This is a genomic window from Tenacibaculum crassostreae, from assembly GCF_964512405.1.
GTDB classification, from domain to species: domain Bacteria; phylum Bacteroidota; class Bacteroidia; order Flavobacteriales; family Flavobacteriaceae; genus Polaribacter; species Polaribacter crassostreae.
The window spans coordinates 492,780-507,675 of record NZ_CAZELE010000005.1; the positions used below are offsets into that span (position 1 = coordinate 492,780).

Annotated in this window: 16 protein-coding genes; 8 read left to right on the top strand and 8 right to left on the bottom strand. The window is 32.1% G+C overall.

Features of this window, described 5'->3' with window-relative positions; translation table 11 throughout:
- Positions 1-38 precede the first annotated feature (38 nt).
- From ACKTST_RS07660 to ACKTST_RS07685, 6 genes are all read right to left on the bottom strand, one after another.
- A complete protein-coding gene (locus ACKTST_RS07660; protein ID WP_408047159.1) occupies positions 39-287 on the bottom strand; it encodes a glutaredoxin family protein in 249 nt (82 codons plus the stop codon).
- Positions 288-360: 73 nt separating this feature from the next.
- The gene (locus ACKTST_RS07665) at positions 361-642 is read right to left on the bottom strand and encodes a GNAT family N-acetyltransferase (protein ID WP_408047160.1); all 282 of its coding nucleotides are present in this window, start codon (positions 640-642) and stop codon (positions 361-363) included.
- A complete protein-coding gene (locus tag ACKTST_RS07670) occupies positions 642-1,070 on the bottom strand; it encodes a (4Fe-4S)-binding protein (RefSeq protein ID WP_408047161.1) in 429 nt (142 codons plus the stop codon). Before ACKTST_RS07670 ends, ACKTST_RS07665 begins: the two co-directional genes overlap by 1 nt.
- A 42-nt stretch (positions 1,071-1,112) precedes the next feature.
- Positions 1,113-1,643 carry an NADPH-dependent FMN reductase gene (locus ACKTST_RS07675; RefSeq protein ID WP_408047162.1) on the bottom strand — a complete coding sequence of 177 codons (531 nt, stop codon included), beginning with the start codon at positions 1,641-1,643 and terminating at the stop codon, positions 1,113-1,115.
- A 9-nt stretch (positions 1,644-1,652) separates the two neighbouring features.
- On the bottom strand, positions 1,653-2,060 hold the full coding sequence (locus ACKTST_RS07680; protein WP_408047163.1) for an OsmC family protein: 408 nt from the start codon (positions 2,058-2,060) through the stop codon (positions 1,653-1,655).
- Entirely contained in the window at positions 2,053-2,409 is a 357-nt protein-coding gene (locus ACKTST_RS07685; protein WP_408047164.1) for a DoxX family protein, read from the bottom strand. The genes ACKTST_RS07680 and ACKTST_RS07685 overlap by 8 nt, the downstream gene beginning before the upstream one ends.
- 160 nt (positions 2,410-2,569) lie before the next feature.
- On the opposite strand from ACKTST_RS07685, the gene ACKTST_RS07690 reads away from it, so the two are divergent.
- Both ACKTST_RS07690 and ACKTST_RS07695 read left to right on the top strand, forming a co-directional pair.
- A complete protein-coding gene (locus ACKTST_RS07690; RefSeq protein ID WP_408047165.1) occupies positions 2,570-3,526 on the top strand; it encodes a GNAT family N-acetyltransferase in 957 nt (318 codons plus the stop codon).
- A 6-nt stretch (positions 3,527-3,532) separates the two neighbouring features.
- On the top strand, positions 3,533-3,910 hold the full coding sequence (locus tag ACKTST_RS07695) for a cupin domain-containing protein (RefSeq protein ID WP_408047166.1): 378 nt from the start codon (positions 3,533-3,535) through the stop codon (positions 3,908-3,910).
- A gap of 96 nt (positions 3,911-4,006) precedes the next feature.
- On the opposite strand, the gene ACKTST_RS07700 is transcribed toward ACKTST_RS07695, so the two are convergent.
- Positions 4,007-5,629, bottom strand: coding sequence for an isocitrate lyase (locus ACKTST_RS07700; RefSeq protein WP_408047167.1), 1,623 nt, complete (start codon positions 5,627-5,629; stop codon positions 4,007-4,009).
- 82 nt (positions 5,630-5,711) lie between these two features.
- On the bottom strand, positions 5,712-7,307 hold the full coding sequence (gene aceB / locus ACKTST_RS07705; protein ID WP_408047168.1) for a malate synthase A: 1,596 nt from the start codon (positions 7,305-7,307) through the stop codon (positions 5,712-5,714).
- A gap of 150 nt (positions 7,308-7,457) precedes the next feature.
- Between aceB and ACKTST_RS07710 the strand changes: the two genes are divergently transcribed.
- The 6 genes from ACKTST_RS07710 (at position 7,458) to ACKTST_RS07735 (ending at position 14,895) form a co-directional block, all read left to right on the top strand.
- Complete coding sequence (locus tag ACKTST_RS07710) at positions 7,458-8,936, top strand: helix-turn-helix domain-containing protein (protein WP_408047169.1); 1,479 nt, start codon at positions 7,458-7,460, stop codon at positions 8,934-8,936.
- Between the two features lie 59 nt (positions 8,937-8,995).
- The gene (locus ACKTST_RS07715; RefSeq protein ID WP_408047170.1) at positions 8,996-10,639 is read left to right on the top strand and encodes an acyl-CoA carboxylase subunit beta; all 1,644 of its coding nucleotides are present in this window, start codon (positions 8,996-8,998) and stop codon (positions 10,637-10,639) included.
- Positions 10,640-10,660: 21 nt separating this feature from the next.
- On the top strand, positions 10,661-12,658 hold the full coding sequence (locus ACKTST_RS07720; RefSeq protein ID WP_408047171.1) for a DUF3352 domain-containing protein: 1,998 nt from the start codon (positions 10,661-10,663) through the stop codon (positions 12,656-12,658).
- 56 nt (positions 12,659-12,714) lie between these two features.
- Complete coding sequence (locus ACKTST_RS07725) at positions 12,715-13,437, top strand: YebC/PmpR family DNA-binding transcriptional regulator (protein WP_408047172.1); 723 nt, start codon at positions 12,715-12,717, stop codon at positions 13,435-13,437.
- A 97-nt stretch (positions 13,438-13,534) separates the two neighbouring features.
- On the top strand, positions 13,535-14,254 hold the full coding sequence (locus ACKTST_RS07730; RefSeq protein ID WP_408047173.1) for a glycosyltransferase family 2 protein: 720 nt from the start codon (positions 13,535-13,537) through the stop codon (positions 14,252-14,254).
- The gene (locus ACKTST_RS07735; protein WP_408047174.1) at positions 14,254-14,895 is read left to right on the top strand and encodes a lipid-A-disaccharide synthase N-terminal domain-containing protein; all 642 of its coding nucleotides are present in this window, start codon (positions 14,254-14,256) and stop codon (positions 14,893-14,895) included. The genes ACKTST_RS07730 and ACKTST_RS07735 overlap by 1 nt, the downstream gene beginning before the upstream one ends.
- Position 14,896 lies beyond the last annotated feature (1 nt).

A 14,896-nucleotide genomic window follows, 5' to 3' on the forward strand; every position in this document is an offset into this window, starting at 1 on the left:
TCTTTGTTTTTCTTAAAACTACTAAGGTGTTTTAAAACTTAGCCTCTTAATTTTAAATCGTGCATTATTTTATTGAAGGTTTCTGACGTTGGCGTTAAATACACTTCATCATTCACAAATAGTGTTGGATATTTAACTACTCCGTCATATAACTCTTTAGAATGCTCTCTTGCGTCTTTGTCTTCTGAAACATCTTTATATTCAAATGGTACTTCTGCAGATTTTAAAAAATTCTTGTAAGCTACCGTATATGCATGCCCCTTTCTTCCGTATAATATAATCTTCATATTTACCTCCTTTCAAGTACAAAATTACAAAAAACAAACTTATTTACCAAGGAATATACTACAAGTGAATATACTAAAACAATACATCTGAGTATTCTTTCTTTTTATCAAAAACAGCTTTAGCAAATGGACATAATGGAATAGCTTTAATACCTTGTTTTCTCATAAAATTAACAGACGCTTCTACCAATTTATATCCTACTCCTTTACCTCGGAGGTTATCTCCTACTTCAGTATGATCTATAATTATCTTATTATCTCCAGCCCAAGAGTAGGTCATAATAGCATCTTTACTTCCGTTTACTTCAATAAAAAATGCTCCTTTTTTACCGTTATCTTCTTGTAATACTTCCATTAACCTACAAAATTTACATCGCTATGCTTGCCGTCACAAAAAGGTTTGTTAGTAGAGGCTCCACATCTACAAAATGCCGTTACCTTGGTTCTCTTTTCTATAGAACCATCTGAGTTTGTAATATGAACATCTCCCATAACCATTAATGGTCCATTTTCCATACACTTCACTTCAGTTTCTTTACTAGCTTCATCAACAACCTCATTCTTCATTTTATAAGACAATGCACCTGATGGACATTCATCTATTTGTTTCATAATACGTTTGGTGGTTGCTCCTTCCATATTAATCCATGGTCTATTTTGTGGATTAAAAACTTGTAACAACCCTTTCCAACATTTTTTTGCATGAATACAAGTATTCGGTTTCCAATACACTGTTAAACCTGCATTGCTATACTCTTTTGTAATTTCTCTGTTATCCGCCATAAGTGTATTGTTTTTTGTTAGTTATTATTACTTGTAATTGAATTACAAAGCCTGTTCAAAAGTTGCAACCGCTTCTTTTAACTCATTCTTTTTGTCTTCAGCTACAATTTCTCCTTCTTTAAAGTTATCATAAAAAACTGGAAGAGAGAAATTTGAAACTATTTTCGCTCCCATATGCGGAAAAGTCCCATTTGCAGTACTTAAAACTCCTGCTCCACCTCTACCTCCTGGTGACGTAGCCATTAGCAATACTGGTTTATTTCTAAAAACCTCTCTATTTTTACGTGAAGTCCAATCAAATAAATTCTTAAATGCTGCAGCATATGAACCGTTATGTTCTGCTAAAGAGACAATAAATCCATCGTACTTATCTAAATCATCATTAAATAACTGTGCTCCTTCTGGATAATCATTTTCTCTTTCTACATCTTCACTAAAAATAGGCACTTTATATGCATTTAAATCTAACACATCAAAAGCTACATTTTCTAACTGTTGAGCTGCATAGGTTGCTAATTGTTTATTAATTGATGTTGAACTTGTACTACCTGCAAATGCGGCTATTTTTTTCATACTCATGTTTTATTTTATAGTAGTTGCTATTGGAGTAGCTTCTTTTACCATTTTTGCTATAGGGCATTTCCCAGCGATCTCCAATAATTTATCTCTTTGCTCTTGGTTTACTTCTTTTTCAAAAGAAACCTCCTCTATTAAAGATTTCTTTATTCCTTCGGAAGTTAACTCTTCTTTCTGACGAACATTAACCGTAATTTCACCTAAATCCCATCCTTTTCGTTCAGCATACATGCGAAGCGTAATAGAAACACATCCACCAATTGCTGTTAATAAATACTCAACAGGAGTTGGTGCATTATCGTCTCCCCCAGCTTCTATTGGCTCATCGATAACTGCAAAATGACTCCTCATTTTAGCTTCCGCCACATAATTTTTATTGGTTAACCTTACTGTAGATTCTTGCTGCTTACCCATCTATCTTCTTACTAAAAATATACGATATAATTAACAAAACCATTGCTATTAAAGCTCCCATTTGCTCTCCATCTCCTATCATTACATGAGCAAAAAATGCTAAAATAAAAGCAAAGAAAAAACCTGCATACGCCCATTCATTTAAAAACTTACCTCTAAAAAACCACAGTGCTACCAAACCTAAAATTTTAGCAATTCCATAAGGATAAATAATATACGTTGGATACCCGAATGCTTCAAACATTTTAGAAATTTCTGCATTATTAAAAAAGTACATTCCTGCAGACATAAGCATCATTAAGGTTAACAACCCTGTTGATACATAAAAGATAATTTTGTTTTTTTTCATGATTAATTGATTTAAAATTCTGTACAAAGATAGAAAAAATATTTTTATTTACCATGGAATATAATTTCTAGGGTAATTTTTGCATATATTTAACTTTCAATATATAGTATTTTTCAATACTTTTACATAAGCACTTATATAAATACTTAATATAATTAAAATGGATGCTCTACAAGGTATAGGAGAAATAGGAATGGGATCGCGATTAAAAAGGGTGAGCGAATACATGATGAGAGAAACGCAAATAGTGTATGATACTTTTCAAATCGATTTTGACCCTTACCTCTTTCCTACTTTTAAAATCATAAAAAATAAAGACGGAGTTACAAATACTGAGATTAATGCAGGTCTACGAACAACGCAACCAGCAACAACTCAAGCAATAAACAAACTAATTAAGAAAGAATTAATTGAATTAAAAGAAGATAAAAAAGACAAACGTAAAAAAATTATTTACTTATCCGAAAAAGGAAAAAAACTTGTACAAAAAATCACTCCTATTTGGAACAGCATAGAGCATATTATTAAAGAATACACTCAAATTCAGTCTAGTTCTTTAATTGAACATTTAAATATTTTAGAAACAAAATTTCACAACAAGAGTTTTAGCGATGCTATTATAGAACATATACACATGAATACAGTAATAAATCCAGTAGAAATCGTTAGTTACGAAGACAATTATGCTTCGTACTTTTATAACTTAAACATAGAATGGTTACAATCATTCTTTTATGTTGAACCATATGATGAAGAGGTTTTAAGCAACCCGAAGAAATACATCATCAACAAAGGCGGACATATTTTCTTTGCAAAATTGAACAATGAAATTGCTGGAACGGTTGCATTAATGCCTATGAAAAAACCTAATGTTTTTGAATTGACTAAAATGGCGGTTTCACCAAACCATCGCGGACATAAAATCGGGCAAAACCTCATGCAAAACTGTATTGATTTTGCTAAAAATCATAATTTTGACAAGTTGGTTTTATACTCAAATACGAAACTTGAAAACGCTATTTATATCTACAGAAAATATGGTTTCATTGAAATTCCTGTTGAAGCAAACTCACCTTATGTTAGAAGCGATATAAAAATGGAACTAAAACTTAAATAAAAGACTATGAAAAAAGCTCAATTACTTAATTTACTTGAAGAATCACAAAAAGTAAAAAACTACTTTTCTCCAAGAATTCTTTCAGAAGTTAACGACCAATATGTAAAAATAGCTAAGATCAAAGGTGAAGATATTCCTTGGCATAATCATAAAAATGAGGATGAATTATTTTATATAATTGATGGAGAACTTCTAATGGAAATTGAAAACAAACCAAGTTTCACCATGACTCAAGGAGACTTATACGTCGTTCCAAAAGGAATAAACCATAGAGTAAGCGCTACAGAAGAATGCTCTGTAATGCTCATTGAAACCAAATCAACCAAACATACTGGAGATATTGTGAGTTCAATTACAAAATCGATTGAAAACCAGAAATATTAAAAGCTCCCTAATGGGAGCTTCTACTTCAAAATAATATTCCTTATCTGTTTAACATACAACATTACAAACCAAAAAAAGACAGGAAATTTGTGTTAACTATACTACTTCAGCTAAAACCTCAGCTTCTTTTTTAGCAGCTTCAAATTGATTAGATGTATTTTTCTCTCCTCCAGCTTTTAGGGCATTGTCTCCAGAGAAAAACGTTTTATGATCATCTCCCAAATCAGAACCTGCCATTCGTTGGTGCTTTACACAAGACACTCCTTTTCTTATCTCTTGTCGTTGCACACCTTTTACATAGGCTAACATTCCTTCTTTACCATAATACCCTTCTGTTAAATCGTTCATGTGCAACGCAGTGGTATGATAAGTTGGTAAGGTTATTAAATGATGGAAAATACCAGCTTCTTTAGCTCCATCCATCTGAAAAGTTCTAATCTTTTCATCAGCTCGTATGCATAGTTCTGAACCGTCATAAAAAACATCCATCAGGTTATTTCTATCATACATAGAAACATTTTCACCAGCTGTAACCATAGCGTCGTAGACTTGATCTCTAAAATTTAAAGTCCAATTGAAAGATGGAGAATTGTTATATACTAATTTCGCATTTGGAACAACCGCTTTTACACGATTTACCATAGCTGCAATTTGCCCAACATGTGGTGTTGGTGTTTCTATCCACAATAAATCTGCACCGTTTTGTAAACTTGTAATACAATCTAACACTACACGATCAATATTAGTTCCTTCTCTAAACTTATACAACCCGTTTGCTAAACGAACTGGACGCACCAATTTTCCATCTCTTTTTAATAACACATCATCTTCTTTGGCTTCTTCTATTGAAATTTCTTCAGCTTCAACAAAAGCTAAGTATTGAGAGGCTAAATCTCCTGGTTCTTGACTTACGGGTAACTTTTGCGTTAATCCAGCTCCTTCAGAATCGGTTCGAGCAACAATGATTCCCTCTTCAACTCCTAGTTCTAAAAAAGCATAGCGGATAGCATTTAATTTAGCTATAAAATCTTCATGCGGTACTGTTACCTTTCCGTCTTGATGCCCACATTGTTTTGCATCGGAAACTTGATTTTCTATTTGAATAGCACAAGCTCCAGCTTCAATCATCTTTTTAGCTAATAAATAGGTAGCTTCTTCGTTTCCAAATCCAGCATCAATATCAGCAATAATAGGTACCACATACGTTTCAAAATTATCAATCTGCTCTTGCACATCTTCTCCTTGCTCTAATCGTCTAAACAAATCGTTTAACTCAACTGCGTCTGCTTGTTTTAAAAAATCATAAATTTCAGCAATTAAAGCAGGAACTGCTGTTTTTTCGTGCATTGATTGATCTGGTAATGGTCCTAACTCTGAACGCAAAGCCGCTACCATCCAACCTGAAAGATATAAATATCTCTTGCTTGTAGTTTTATGATGTTTTTTTACTGAAATCATTTTTTGTTGTGCTACAAACCCATGCCAACAACCTAACGATTGTGTATATTTAGAATTATCAGCATCGTACTCTGCCATATCTTTTCTCATAATAGCAGCTGTATATTTAGCAATATCAAGCCCTGTTTTAAAACGATTTTGAGTCATCATTCTTGCTGCACTTTCGGTAGTTATAGAATTCCAAGTACTTCCGTACTTCTGTTTTAAACTTTTTACAGTTTCTAATGCAGAACTATAACTGCTCTGAGCTAAATTTTTCATAATTTTGTGTTGTTAATAAGTTATCGATTTATTAATTATTTGGGTTCCGAAAAATGTTGCCGCATTTAGGAACCTTTTTATTTTAGATGTGTTTATATGCTGATAAGGTTAAAAATTCTTCAAACTCTTCTGATAAAACAAGCGCATCAAACAATTCAATTGCCAATGTAAATTTTCCTTTGGTGTATTGTTCATCACCAACTAAACTCTGCATCTTTTTTAATTCTTCTTTTTTAAGCTGTTCGTACATTCCTTTGCTAAACGTTCTTCCGTCTTCTAGCATGGCATTAGTATGTAACCACAACCACAACTGTGTTCTTGAAATTTCGGCTGTTGCAGCATCTTCCATTAAATTATATAAGGCAGCTGCTCCGTATCCTCGTAACCAAGACTCGATGTATAAAATTCCTACATTAATATTTTCTCTGATACCTTTTTCGGTAATAGTTCCTGTTGGAGGTTCTACTAAATTTCCCTCAGAAATTGTTACATCTTCTCGTAACACATGAATCTGATTTCTAGCAGGCATATTTTCATTAAAAACGTTGGTTGCTAACGAAACCATTCCTGGATGTGCTACCCAAGTACCATCATGTCCGTTTTTTACTTCTCGTACTTTTCCTGCTTTTACTTTAGCAAAAGCTGATGCATTTGCTTCTTCATTATCTTTAACAGGAATTTGTGCTGCCATTCCTCCCATAGCATGAACACCTCTTTTATGACAAGCTTGAATAACTCTTAACGAATATGCTTGCATAAACGGAGTTTCCATAGTTACTTGAGCCCTATCTGGTACAAAGAACTTTTTATGATTTCTAAACTTTTTAATGTACGAGAAAATATAATCCCAACGTCCGCAGTTTAAACCTGCCATGTGATTTCTTAGTTCATAAATAATCTCATCTAATTGAAAGCTTGCAGTAATGGTTTCTATTAAAACTGTTGCTTTAATAGTTCCTTTTGGAATTTCAAGATATTCTTGCGCAAACTCAAATACTTCATTCCACCAACGAGCTTCTAAATAATGCTCTAATTTTGGTAAGTAAAAATAAGTAGCACTTCCTCTTTTTAGCAGTTCTTTAATATTATGAAAAAAGAACAATCCGAAATCAACTAAAGAACCAGATAATTCAACTCCATCAATCAATAAATGTTTTTCATTTAAGTGTAATCCTCTTGGGCGCACCAATAAAGTAGCTACTTCATTTGTTAATTTGTATGTTTTTCCGTTAGATTCGTTAAAAAAAGAAATGGTTCTGTTTACAGCATCTCTTAAATTCATTTGACCCTCTAACATATTTTGGATAGAAGGCGAGCTACTATCTTCAAAATCTGCCATGAACATTTTAGCTCCAGAATTCAATGCATTAATCACCATTTTTCGATCAACAGGACCCGTTATTTCAACTCTTCTATCTAATAAATCTTTTGGTAAAGGTGAACAAACCCAATCTCCTTCTCTAATAGCTTTCGTTTCTTCTGGAAAATTAGGATAGTTACCCGCATCAAAATAAGCTTGCTCAATTTTTCTTTCTTCTAATAATTGTAATCTTTGACTATTAAAATTCTCATGTAAAGCTATTAAAAACTCTTTGGATTCTCTTGTCAAAATACTTTGATAAAGAGATTCTTGAAAATGTACTGCTTGTATTTCTTTTGTTAAAACATCTTGACTCATAATCACTTATATTCTTTTTTTGATGTAACAATATTAAAAAAAAGGATTCAAAACAAAAAGCGAACGTTCGCTAAATGTTTAAAAATTACTAATTTTTATTAATTCGCTAATTTTTATACCTTTGAATTACGAATCTTTTAATAAAATACTTTGGAAGAAGAATATATCAGACTCATTTTTGGATTGAAACTAAAACAAATCAGAACCAATAAAGATTTGTCTCTCTTTGGATTAGCCAAACTCACTGGTTTGTCAAAATCTTATTTAAATGAAATAGAAAAAGGAAAAAAATATCCAAAAACAGATAAAATTGTAATTCTATCTGAAAAACTAGAAGTTCCTTATGATCATTTAGTTTCTTTAAAGCTTGATAAAAACTTAGCTCCTATTGGAGAAATTTTGCAATCAAAAGTTTTAAAAGAACTTCCTTTGGAGTTGTTTGGCATTAAAAAAAATAATTTGATTGATATTATTGCCGGCGCTCCTGCAAAAGTGAATGCTTTTATAAGTACCTTAATTAAAATTTCTCAAAACTATAATCTTACTCGAGAAAGTTTTTTCTTAGCCTCTTTACGATCATATCAAGAAGCTCATAACAATTACTTTGCTGATATTGAACAAGAAGTACTCAATTTTGCTAAGGCTTATCATATTAACCTTAATAAACCCATAACTTCAAAAGACTTAGAAGAAATACTCATTGAAGAATACGGATATACTATTGATTTTGAAGAACTACAAAATCATCAAAATCTCTCAGAATTAAGAAATATCTTTATTCCAAATAAAAAGGTTTTATTGATTTACAACACTATTTCTGAAGCTCAAAAAACCTTTATTTATGCGAAAGAAATAGCCTACAATTACATGAATATTCAAGACAGACTTTATACATTTCCTTGGATTAAGTTTGAGTCTTTCGATCAAGTATTAAATAACATGATTGCTTCCTATTTTGCAGGTGCTTTGATTATTCCGAAGGATAATTTAATCGAAAAACTAACACATTTCTTTAATTTACCTACTTGGCAACCTTTACAACTGCATAAAATTATTATGAGTTTTAATTGCTCAGATGAAACCTTCTATCAACGATTAACCAATATTTTACCAGAGCATTTCAACATTAAAAACCTATTCTTTTTACGTTTTACACACAAAGAAAACACTCCAAATTTTAGACTTACAAAAGAGTTACATATTACGCAACAACAAACTCCACACGCCAATAGAAATAACGAGCATTATTGTAGAAGATGGATTTCTATAAACACCATTCAAGAATTAGAACAATCTTCAACAAAAAATTCTGCTTACGGAATTCAAATATCTTCATATCAAAATTCCAAGAATGAATATTTAGTGTTATCGGCAGCTACTTCCGATCCTTTTAAAGAAAATATCAACAGAAGTGTGAGTCTTGGAATGCTACTTTCACCTCATTTAAAAAATAAACTTCGTTTTTTTAAAGAAGATACATTTGAAAGAAAAATTGTTGGAGTTACCTGCGAAACTTGCGCTGTTACAAATTGCAAAGAACGTGTAGCTGAGCCTAAAGTTTTAATTAAGCAAGAACGCAATGAAACAATTGAAAAAACCGTTGAAAACATCTTAAAATCGTATCAATAAACCCCTTGAATTCTCTCATGATTTTATTATTTTAGCACACCGAAACAAACAACATACACATGGATCTTAACTTCAATAAAAACGAAGACCACAATAAACTTTTAGCATCAGAATTACGTCAACGCCTAGTTAAAGTAAAATTAGGAGGCGGACAAAAACGTATTGACAAACATCATGCGAAAGGAAAATTAACTGCAAGAGAACGTATTGATTATTTACTAGACAAAAACTCAAAGTCTATTGAAATCGGTGCTTTTGCTGGAGAAGGAATGTATAAAGAACATGGAGGATGTCCATCAGGTGGTGTAGTTGTTAAAATTGGGTATGTAAGCGGAAAACAATGTATCGTAGTTGCAAATGATGCAACGGTAAAAGCTGGAGCTTGGTTTCCAATCACAGGAAAAAAGAACCTACGTGCCCAAGAAATAGCAATTGAAAACAAATTACCTATTATTTACTTGGTAGATTCTGCAGGGGTGTATTTACCAATGCAAGATGAAATTTTCCCTGATAAAGAACACTTCGGGCGCATTTTTAGAAACAATGCGGTAATGAGCAGTATGGGAATCACCCAAATTTCTGCAGTTATGGGAAGTTGTGTTGCTGGTGGTGCTTACCTACCTATTATGAGTGATGAAGCTTTAATTGTTGACAAAACAGGAAGTATTTTCTTAGCGGGAAGCTATCTTGTAAAAGCAGCTATTGGTGAAGATATTGATAACGAAACTTTAGGAGGAGCAACAACGCACTGCGAAGTTTCTGGAGTTACCGATTACAAAGCCAAAGACGATAAAGATGCTTTAGATACCATTAAAAAATTGATGGATAAAATTGGGGATTATGACAAAGCTGGCTTTAACCGTAAAGAAGCATTTCCTCCAAAAGAAAATGAAGAAGAAATCTTCGGAATTTTACCAAAAGCTCGTAACGAACAATACGATATGATGGAAATCATCAATCGCTTGGTAGATAATTCTGAATTTGAAGAATACAAAGCAGGGTACGGACAAACAATTATTACAGGTTACGCTCGTATTGACGGATGGGCTGTAGGAATTGTAGCAAACCAGCGTAAAATTGTAAAATCAAAAGGTGCTAAAACAAAACCAAGCGAAATGCAATTTGGTGGTGTAATTTATAACGATTCTGCTGATAAAGCTACTCGTTTTATTGCCAACTGTAATCAAAAGAAAATTCCGTTAGTATTCTTACAGGATGTTACCGGATTTATGGTAGGAAGTAAATCTGAACACAGCGGAATTATTAAAGATGGTGCTAAAATGGTAAATGCAGTAAGTAATTCTGTTGTGCCTAAATTTACCATTGTTATTGGTAATTCGTATGGTGCAGGTAATTATGCCATGTGTGGTAAAGCATACGATCCTCGTTTAATAGCCGCGTGGCCAAGTGCAGAGTTAGCAGTTATGAGTGGAGCTTCTGCCGCTAAAGTGTTATTACAAATTGAAATGGCTTCTTTAAAAGCTCGTGGTGAAGAAATTACACCAGAAAAAGAAACTGAGTTATTCAATAAAATTAAGTCTCGTTACGACGAACAAATTTCTCCATACTACGCAGCTGCAAGATTATGGACAGACGGTATCATCAACCCTTTAGACACCAGAACTTGGATTTCTTTAGGAATTGAAGCTGCAAACCACGCTCCTATTGAAAAGCCATTTAACTTAGGAGTTTTACAGGTTTAATAATTCACAACATTTTTAGGTATGAAACGTAAAATTATATGGTCGTTACTAATAGTAATTATAGGATTTATTTTATACCAAACATATATTTTTACTTTAGCTGATGAGGATAATATAAATCCGATTTATCTAGTACCTAAAGATGCAGTTTTTATTATTGAAACTGAACGACCAATTGATACTTGGGATGAAGTAAGTGCTAGTCCAATTTGGCAGCATTTTCAAACCAATGATTATTTCAAAGAAGTTACTCAAAACCTTAACAGCTTCGATGAAACTTTTCAAGACCAAAAAGAGGTTATTGATTTTATTGGCGAAAGAGATTTATTAATCTCTGTACATGTATACAAACCTAAAAAACATGGGTTACTATATGTTGCCGACCTTCAGAAATTTTCAAAACTTCGCTTTTTAAAGAGTGCTATTCAAAAGTTAGCTGGTGATAATTTTAAGGTAACCCAACGTCTTCACAAAGAACATGAAATAATTGAGTTATACAATGTAAAAACAAGAAAAACACTTTACATTACCTTTATTAAAAATCAATTAGTAGCCTCTTATACACATGTTTTAGTGGAACAATCTATTGAACAGTATACAGAACCTATAATTGGTAGAGATGTTAATTTTACCGAAATTAAAACAGAAACTGATAACGACGGTTTTTTTAATGTATATATTCAATATGAATATTTTGATAAATATTTAGGTTGTTTTACCAATAGCTCAAACCTTAAGAGTTTTGAAAATATAAAATCTACCCTCTACTATTCTGGTTTAGATATTTCAATTATTGAAGGAAGCATTATTCAGGCTGTAGGATACACGAATGTAAACCCTTCTTCTGAAACCTTTTTAAGAGCTATTCAAAAATCAGGAAAAGGAAAAAGAAGTATTGCAAAAATAGCCCCCAGAAACACTTCTTTATACTTAAGTTTTGCTTTTGAAAGTTTTGAAGAATTCCATACAAATTTTGAAGAGCTACAAAAAGAGAATCCGGAAACCTTCACAAGCTATACTACACAGCTTAAAAACATAGAAAAGGAATTAAATATTAAAGTTGAAGAACATTTATACAGTTGGATCGGTGATGAAATTGGTTTATTACATTTTAATTCCGATTTATCTAAAAACAAAAAAGACATTGTCGCAGTAATCAAAACAAATGATATTGATGATGCTAAAGAAAACTTAGAATTTGTTCTCTCTAAAATTAAAGAAAATACGCCGTTAAAATACAAGCAATTAAATTACCAAGGATACCCAATTTACTATTTCGATTTAAAAGGATTTTTTAAAATGTTAGCAGGTAACACCTTTGCTAAAATGGAAAAACCTTATTTTACGATTATTGATGATTTTGTGGTGTTTAGCACCAGTCCAAATTCATTAAAAGAAATCATCAATAGTCACTTGGTTGGATATACTTTAAGTTCTTCTTCACAATACGAAGAATTTAACTACCAGTTTGAAAACAAATCTAGTGTATTTGCTTATGCTGAAACAGTAAATTCCTATAACGATATTTTAAGTTTGTTAGACAATAAAACCAAACAACAACTTATCAAAAACAAGAAATACTTTACCTCTTTTTCACAAATAGGATTACAATTAATTTCTAAAGGAAATCAATTTAAAAGCAATATTACGCTTTCCTATCAATCTCCTGAAGCAATTACACTTCAAACAGAAAAAGAGCAAGCTTTAAAAACAGAATTATATCGAAAAATCACACCAGAAAAAGATTCAATAGTTGTTGAAACTACAGAAACTATCTTTAAAGTACCTGCTATTCATCCTTCAGACTTAAGCGCAAAAGAATACAAAGAGTATTATGAAGACAAAAAGTTAAAATTTGAAGTCGAATTAGACAACGGAATTCCAGATGGTGACTATAAATACTACTATCCTAATGGAAAACTAAAACTAAAAGGTCAGTTTAAAAACGGAAAACAATCTGGTACATGGAGAGCCTACTATGAAAAAGAAGGTGATCAGATCTTCAAAAAAAGATTTTAATTGTAAATAATTATTGCATTGGTTACATTTGCCCCTGCAAAACAAAATATTAAGAAATGGGAAGAGCATTCGAATTTAGGAAAGCAAGAAAGATGAAACGTTGGTCAGCAATGGCAAAAACTTTTACACGTATTGGTAAAGATATCGTTATGGCAGTAAAAGAAGGTGGTCCTAACCCAGAAACCAACTCTCGTTTACGTGTAGTTATTCAAAATGCTAAAGCTGCCAACATGCCTAAAGACAATGTTGAGCGCGCTATTAAAAAAGCCTCTGATAAAAACACCGAAAACTATAAAGAAGTATTATTTGAAGGATATGCAGCTCATGGTGTTGCTGTTTTGGTAGAAACTGCTACTAACAACAACAACCGTACTGTTGCTAACGTTCGCGCTGCTTTTAACAAGTGTAACGGAAACTTAGGAACTTCTGGTTCAGTAGCTTTTATGTTTGATCATGTAGTAAACTTTAAGGTAAAAGAAGATTCTTTAGGAATGGACTTAGAGGATTTTGAAATGGAAATGATAGATTTTGAAGTGGAAGAGGTTTTTGCTGACGAAGAAGACAACAGTGTAATGTTATATGCTCCATTTAACCAGTTTGGTACTATTCAAAAATATTTAGAAGAAAACAATATCGAAATTATTTCTTCTGAATTTGAAAGAATCCCAACTACTACCACTGCTTTATCAGAAGAACAAAAAGAGGAAGTAAACAAACTTTTAGAAAAATTAGAAGAGGATGACGACGTAAACAACGTGTATCACTCTATGGAAGAATAAGACATTCTCACAGAAATACAAATCCAATGACCTCAAATCATTGGATTTTTTTTTATTATTTGTACTTTCGCACAGTTATAACAAAACAAAGAAGTCTATGGATTATAGAATGACCATCATCATTCCCGTTTTCAATGAAATTGATAATTTAGATAGAATACACAGTACATTTACCGATTATTTTTCTAAAAGCAACACAAAAAGTAAAGTCTTGTTTGTTGATGATGGTTCTACTGATGGAAGTTTTGATAAAATCACTGAAATTTGCAACGATAATCCAGATTTCGAGTACTTAAAATTTAAAAATAATTGCGGATTAAGTGCAGCTATTAAAGCAGGTATCGATAATACATCAACCGAATTAATCGGATATATTGACGCTGATTTACAAACCACTCCGTACGACTTTGACCTTTTATTAGAAGACATCGATAATTACCAAGCTGTAATTGGATTTAGAGGAAAAAGAAAAGACACCTTAAGCAAAAAAATTCAATCCTTAATTGCTAATAATATTCGACGCAGTTTAATAAACGACGGAATTATAGATACTGGGTGTCCGTTAAAAGTACTACGTACAGATGTTGCCAAAAAAATTCCTTTCTTCAAAGGAATGCACCGTTTTATCCCTGCGTTAATTTTATTACAAGACGGAAAAGTAAAACAACTAAAAGTACAGCATTTCGAGCGTATTGCTGGTACTTCAAAATTCAATATTTTCAATAGATCTTTAAAAGCCCTTCGAGACACATTTGCTTACAGATGGATGCGTAAAAGCTATATAAATTACACTATAGAAAAGTCTAAAATCAACTAATGAGCGAGTGGCTTTCATATAAATCGTTCGTTTACATAGTTGGGTTTGCTGCTCAAATTTTATTTTCAGCAAGACTCTTATTGCAATGGATTCAATCTGAAAAAGTAAAAAAAGTATTAACTCCTGAGTTATTTTGGCAATTGAGCTTAATTGCCTCTTTTTTACTATTTGTTTACGGCTGGTTACGCGATGATTTCGCAATAATGTTAGGGCAATCGTTAACCTATTTTATTTACATCCGTAATATGCAATTGCAAGGTTCTTGGCAAAAATTACCCAAAATCTTAAGAGGATTTTTATATATTTTTCCGCTGCTAATTGCAATATATTCTTTTAAAAACAATCAAATTGATGTTGAGCGTTTGTTTCGTAACGAAGACATTCCTTTAAGTTTATTAATCTGGGGAAGTGTTGGTCAAGTAATTTTCACACTCCGTTTTGTATATCAATGGATTTATTCTGAACGCAAAAAAGAATCTTCTTTACCTTTAGGCTTTTGGTTGTTAAGTCTTGTAGGATCTTTAATGATTTTAAGCTACGCAGTCATAAGAAAAGATCCTGTTTTATTTATTGGTCAACTTTTTGGCTTTGTAATTTACATAAGAAACGTGTACATTTTATTAAAACACGATAAAGCCTAAA

Coding starts and splice junctions, on each gene's coding strand:
- ACKTST_RS07660 (WP_408047159.1), bottom strand. CDS start 287: ATGAAGATTATATTATACGGAAGAAAGGGGCATGCATATACGGTAGCT.
- ACKTST_RS07665 (WP_408047160.1), bottom strand. CDS start 642: ATGGAAGTATTACAAGAAGATAACGGTAAAAAAGGAGCATTTTTTATT.
- ACKTST_RS07670 (WP_408047161.1), bottom strand. CDS start 1,070: ATGGCGGATAACAGAGAAATTACAAAAGAGTATAGCAATGCAGGTTTA.
- ACKTST_RS07675 (WP_408047162.1), bottom strand. CDS start 1,643: ATGAAAAAAATAGCCGCATTTGCAGGTAGTACAAGTTCAACATCAATT.
- ACKTST_RS07680 (WP_408047163.1), bottom strand. CDS start 2,060: ATGGGTAAGCAGCAAGAATCTACAGTAAGGTTAACCAATAAAAATTAT.
- ACKTST_RS07685 (WP_408047164.1), bottom strand. CDS start 2,409: ATGAAAAAAAACAAAATTATCTTTTATGTATCAACAGGGTTGTTAACC.
- ACKTST_RS07690 (WP_408047165.1), top strand. CDS start 2,570: ATGGATGCTCTACAAGGTATAGGAGAAATAGGAATGGGATCGCGATTA.
- ACKTST_RS07695 (WP_408047166.1), top strand. CDS start 3,533: ATGAAAAAAGCTCAATTACTTAATTTACTTGAAGAATCACAAAAAGTA.
- ACKTST_RS07700 (WP_408047167.1), bottom strand. CDS start 5,629: ATGAAAAATTTAGCTCAGAGCAGTTATAGTTCTGCATTAGAAACTGTA.
- aceB (WP_408047168.1), bottom strand. CDS start 7,307: ATGAGTCAAGATGTTTTAACAAAAGAAATACAAGCAGTACATTTTCAA.
- ACKTST_RS07715 (WP_408047170.1), top strand. CDS start 8,996: ATGGATCTTAACTTCAATAAAAACGAAGACCACAATAAACTTTTAGCA.
- ACKTST_RS07720 (WP_408047171.1), top strand. CDS start 10,661: ATGAAACGTAAAATTATATGGTCGTTACTAATAGTAATTATAGGATTT.
- ACKTST_RS07725 (WP_408047172.1), top strand. CDS start 12,715: ATGGGAAGAGCATTCGAATTTAGGAAAGCAAGAAAGATGAAACGTTGG.
- ACKTST_RS07730 (WP_408047173.1), top strand. CDS start 13,535: ATGGATTATAGAATGACCATCATCATTCCCGTTTTCAATGAAATTGAT.
- ACKTST_RS07735 (WP_408047174.1), top strand. CDS start 14,254: ATGAGCGAGTGGCTTTCATATAAATCGTTCGTTTACATAGTTGGGTTT.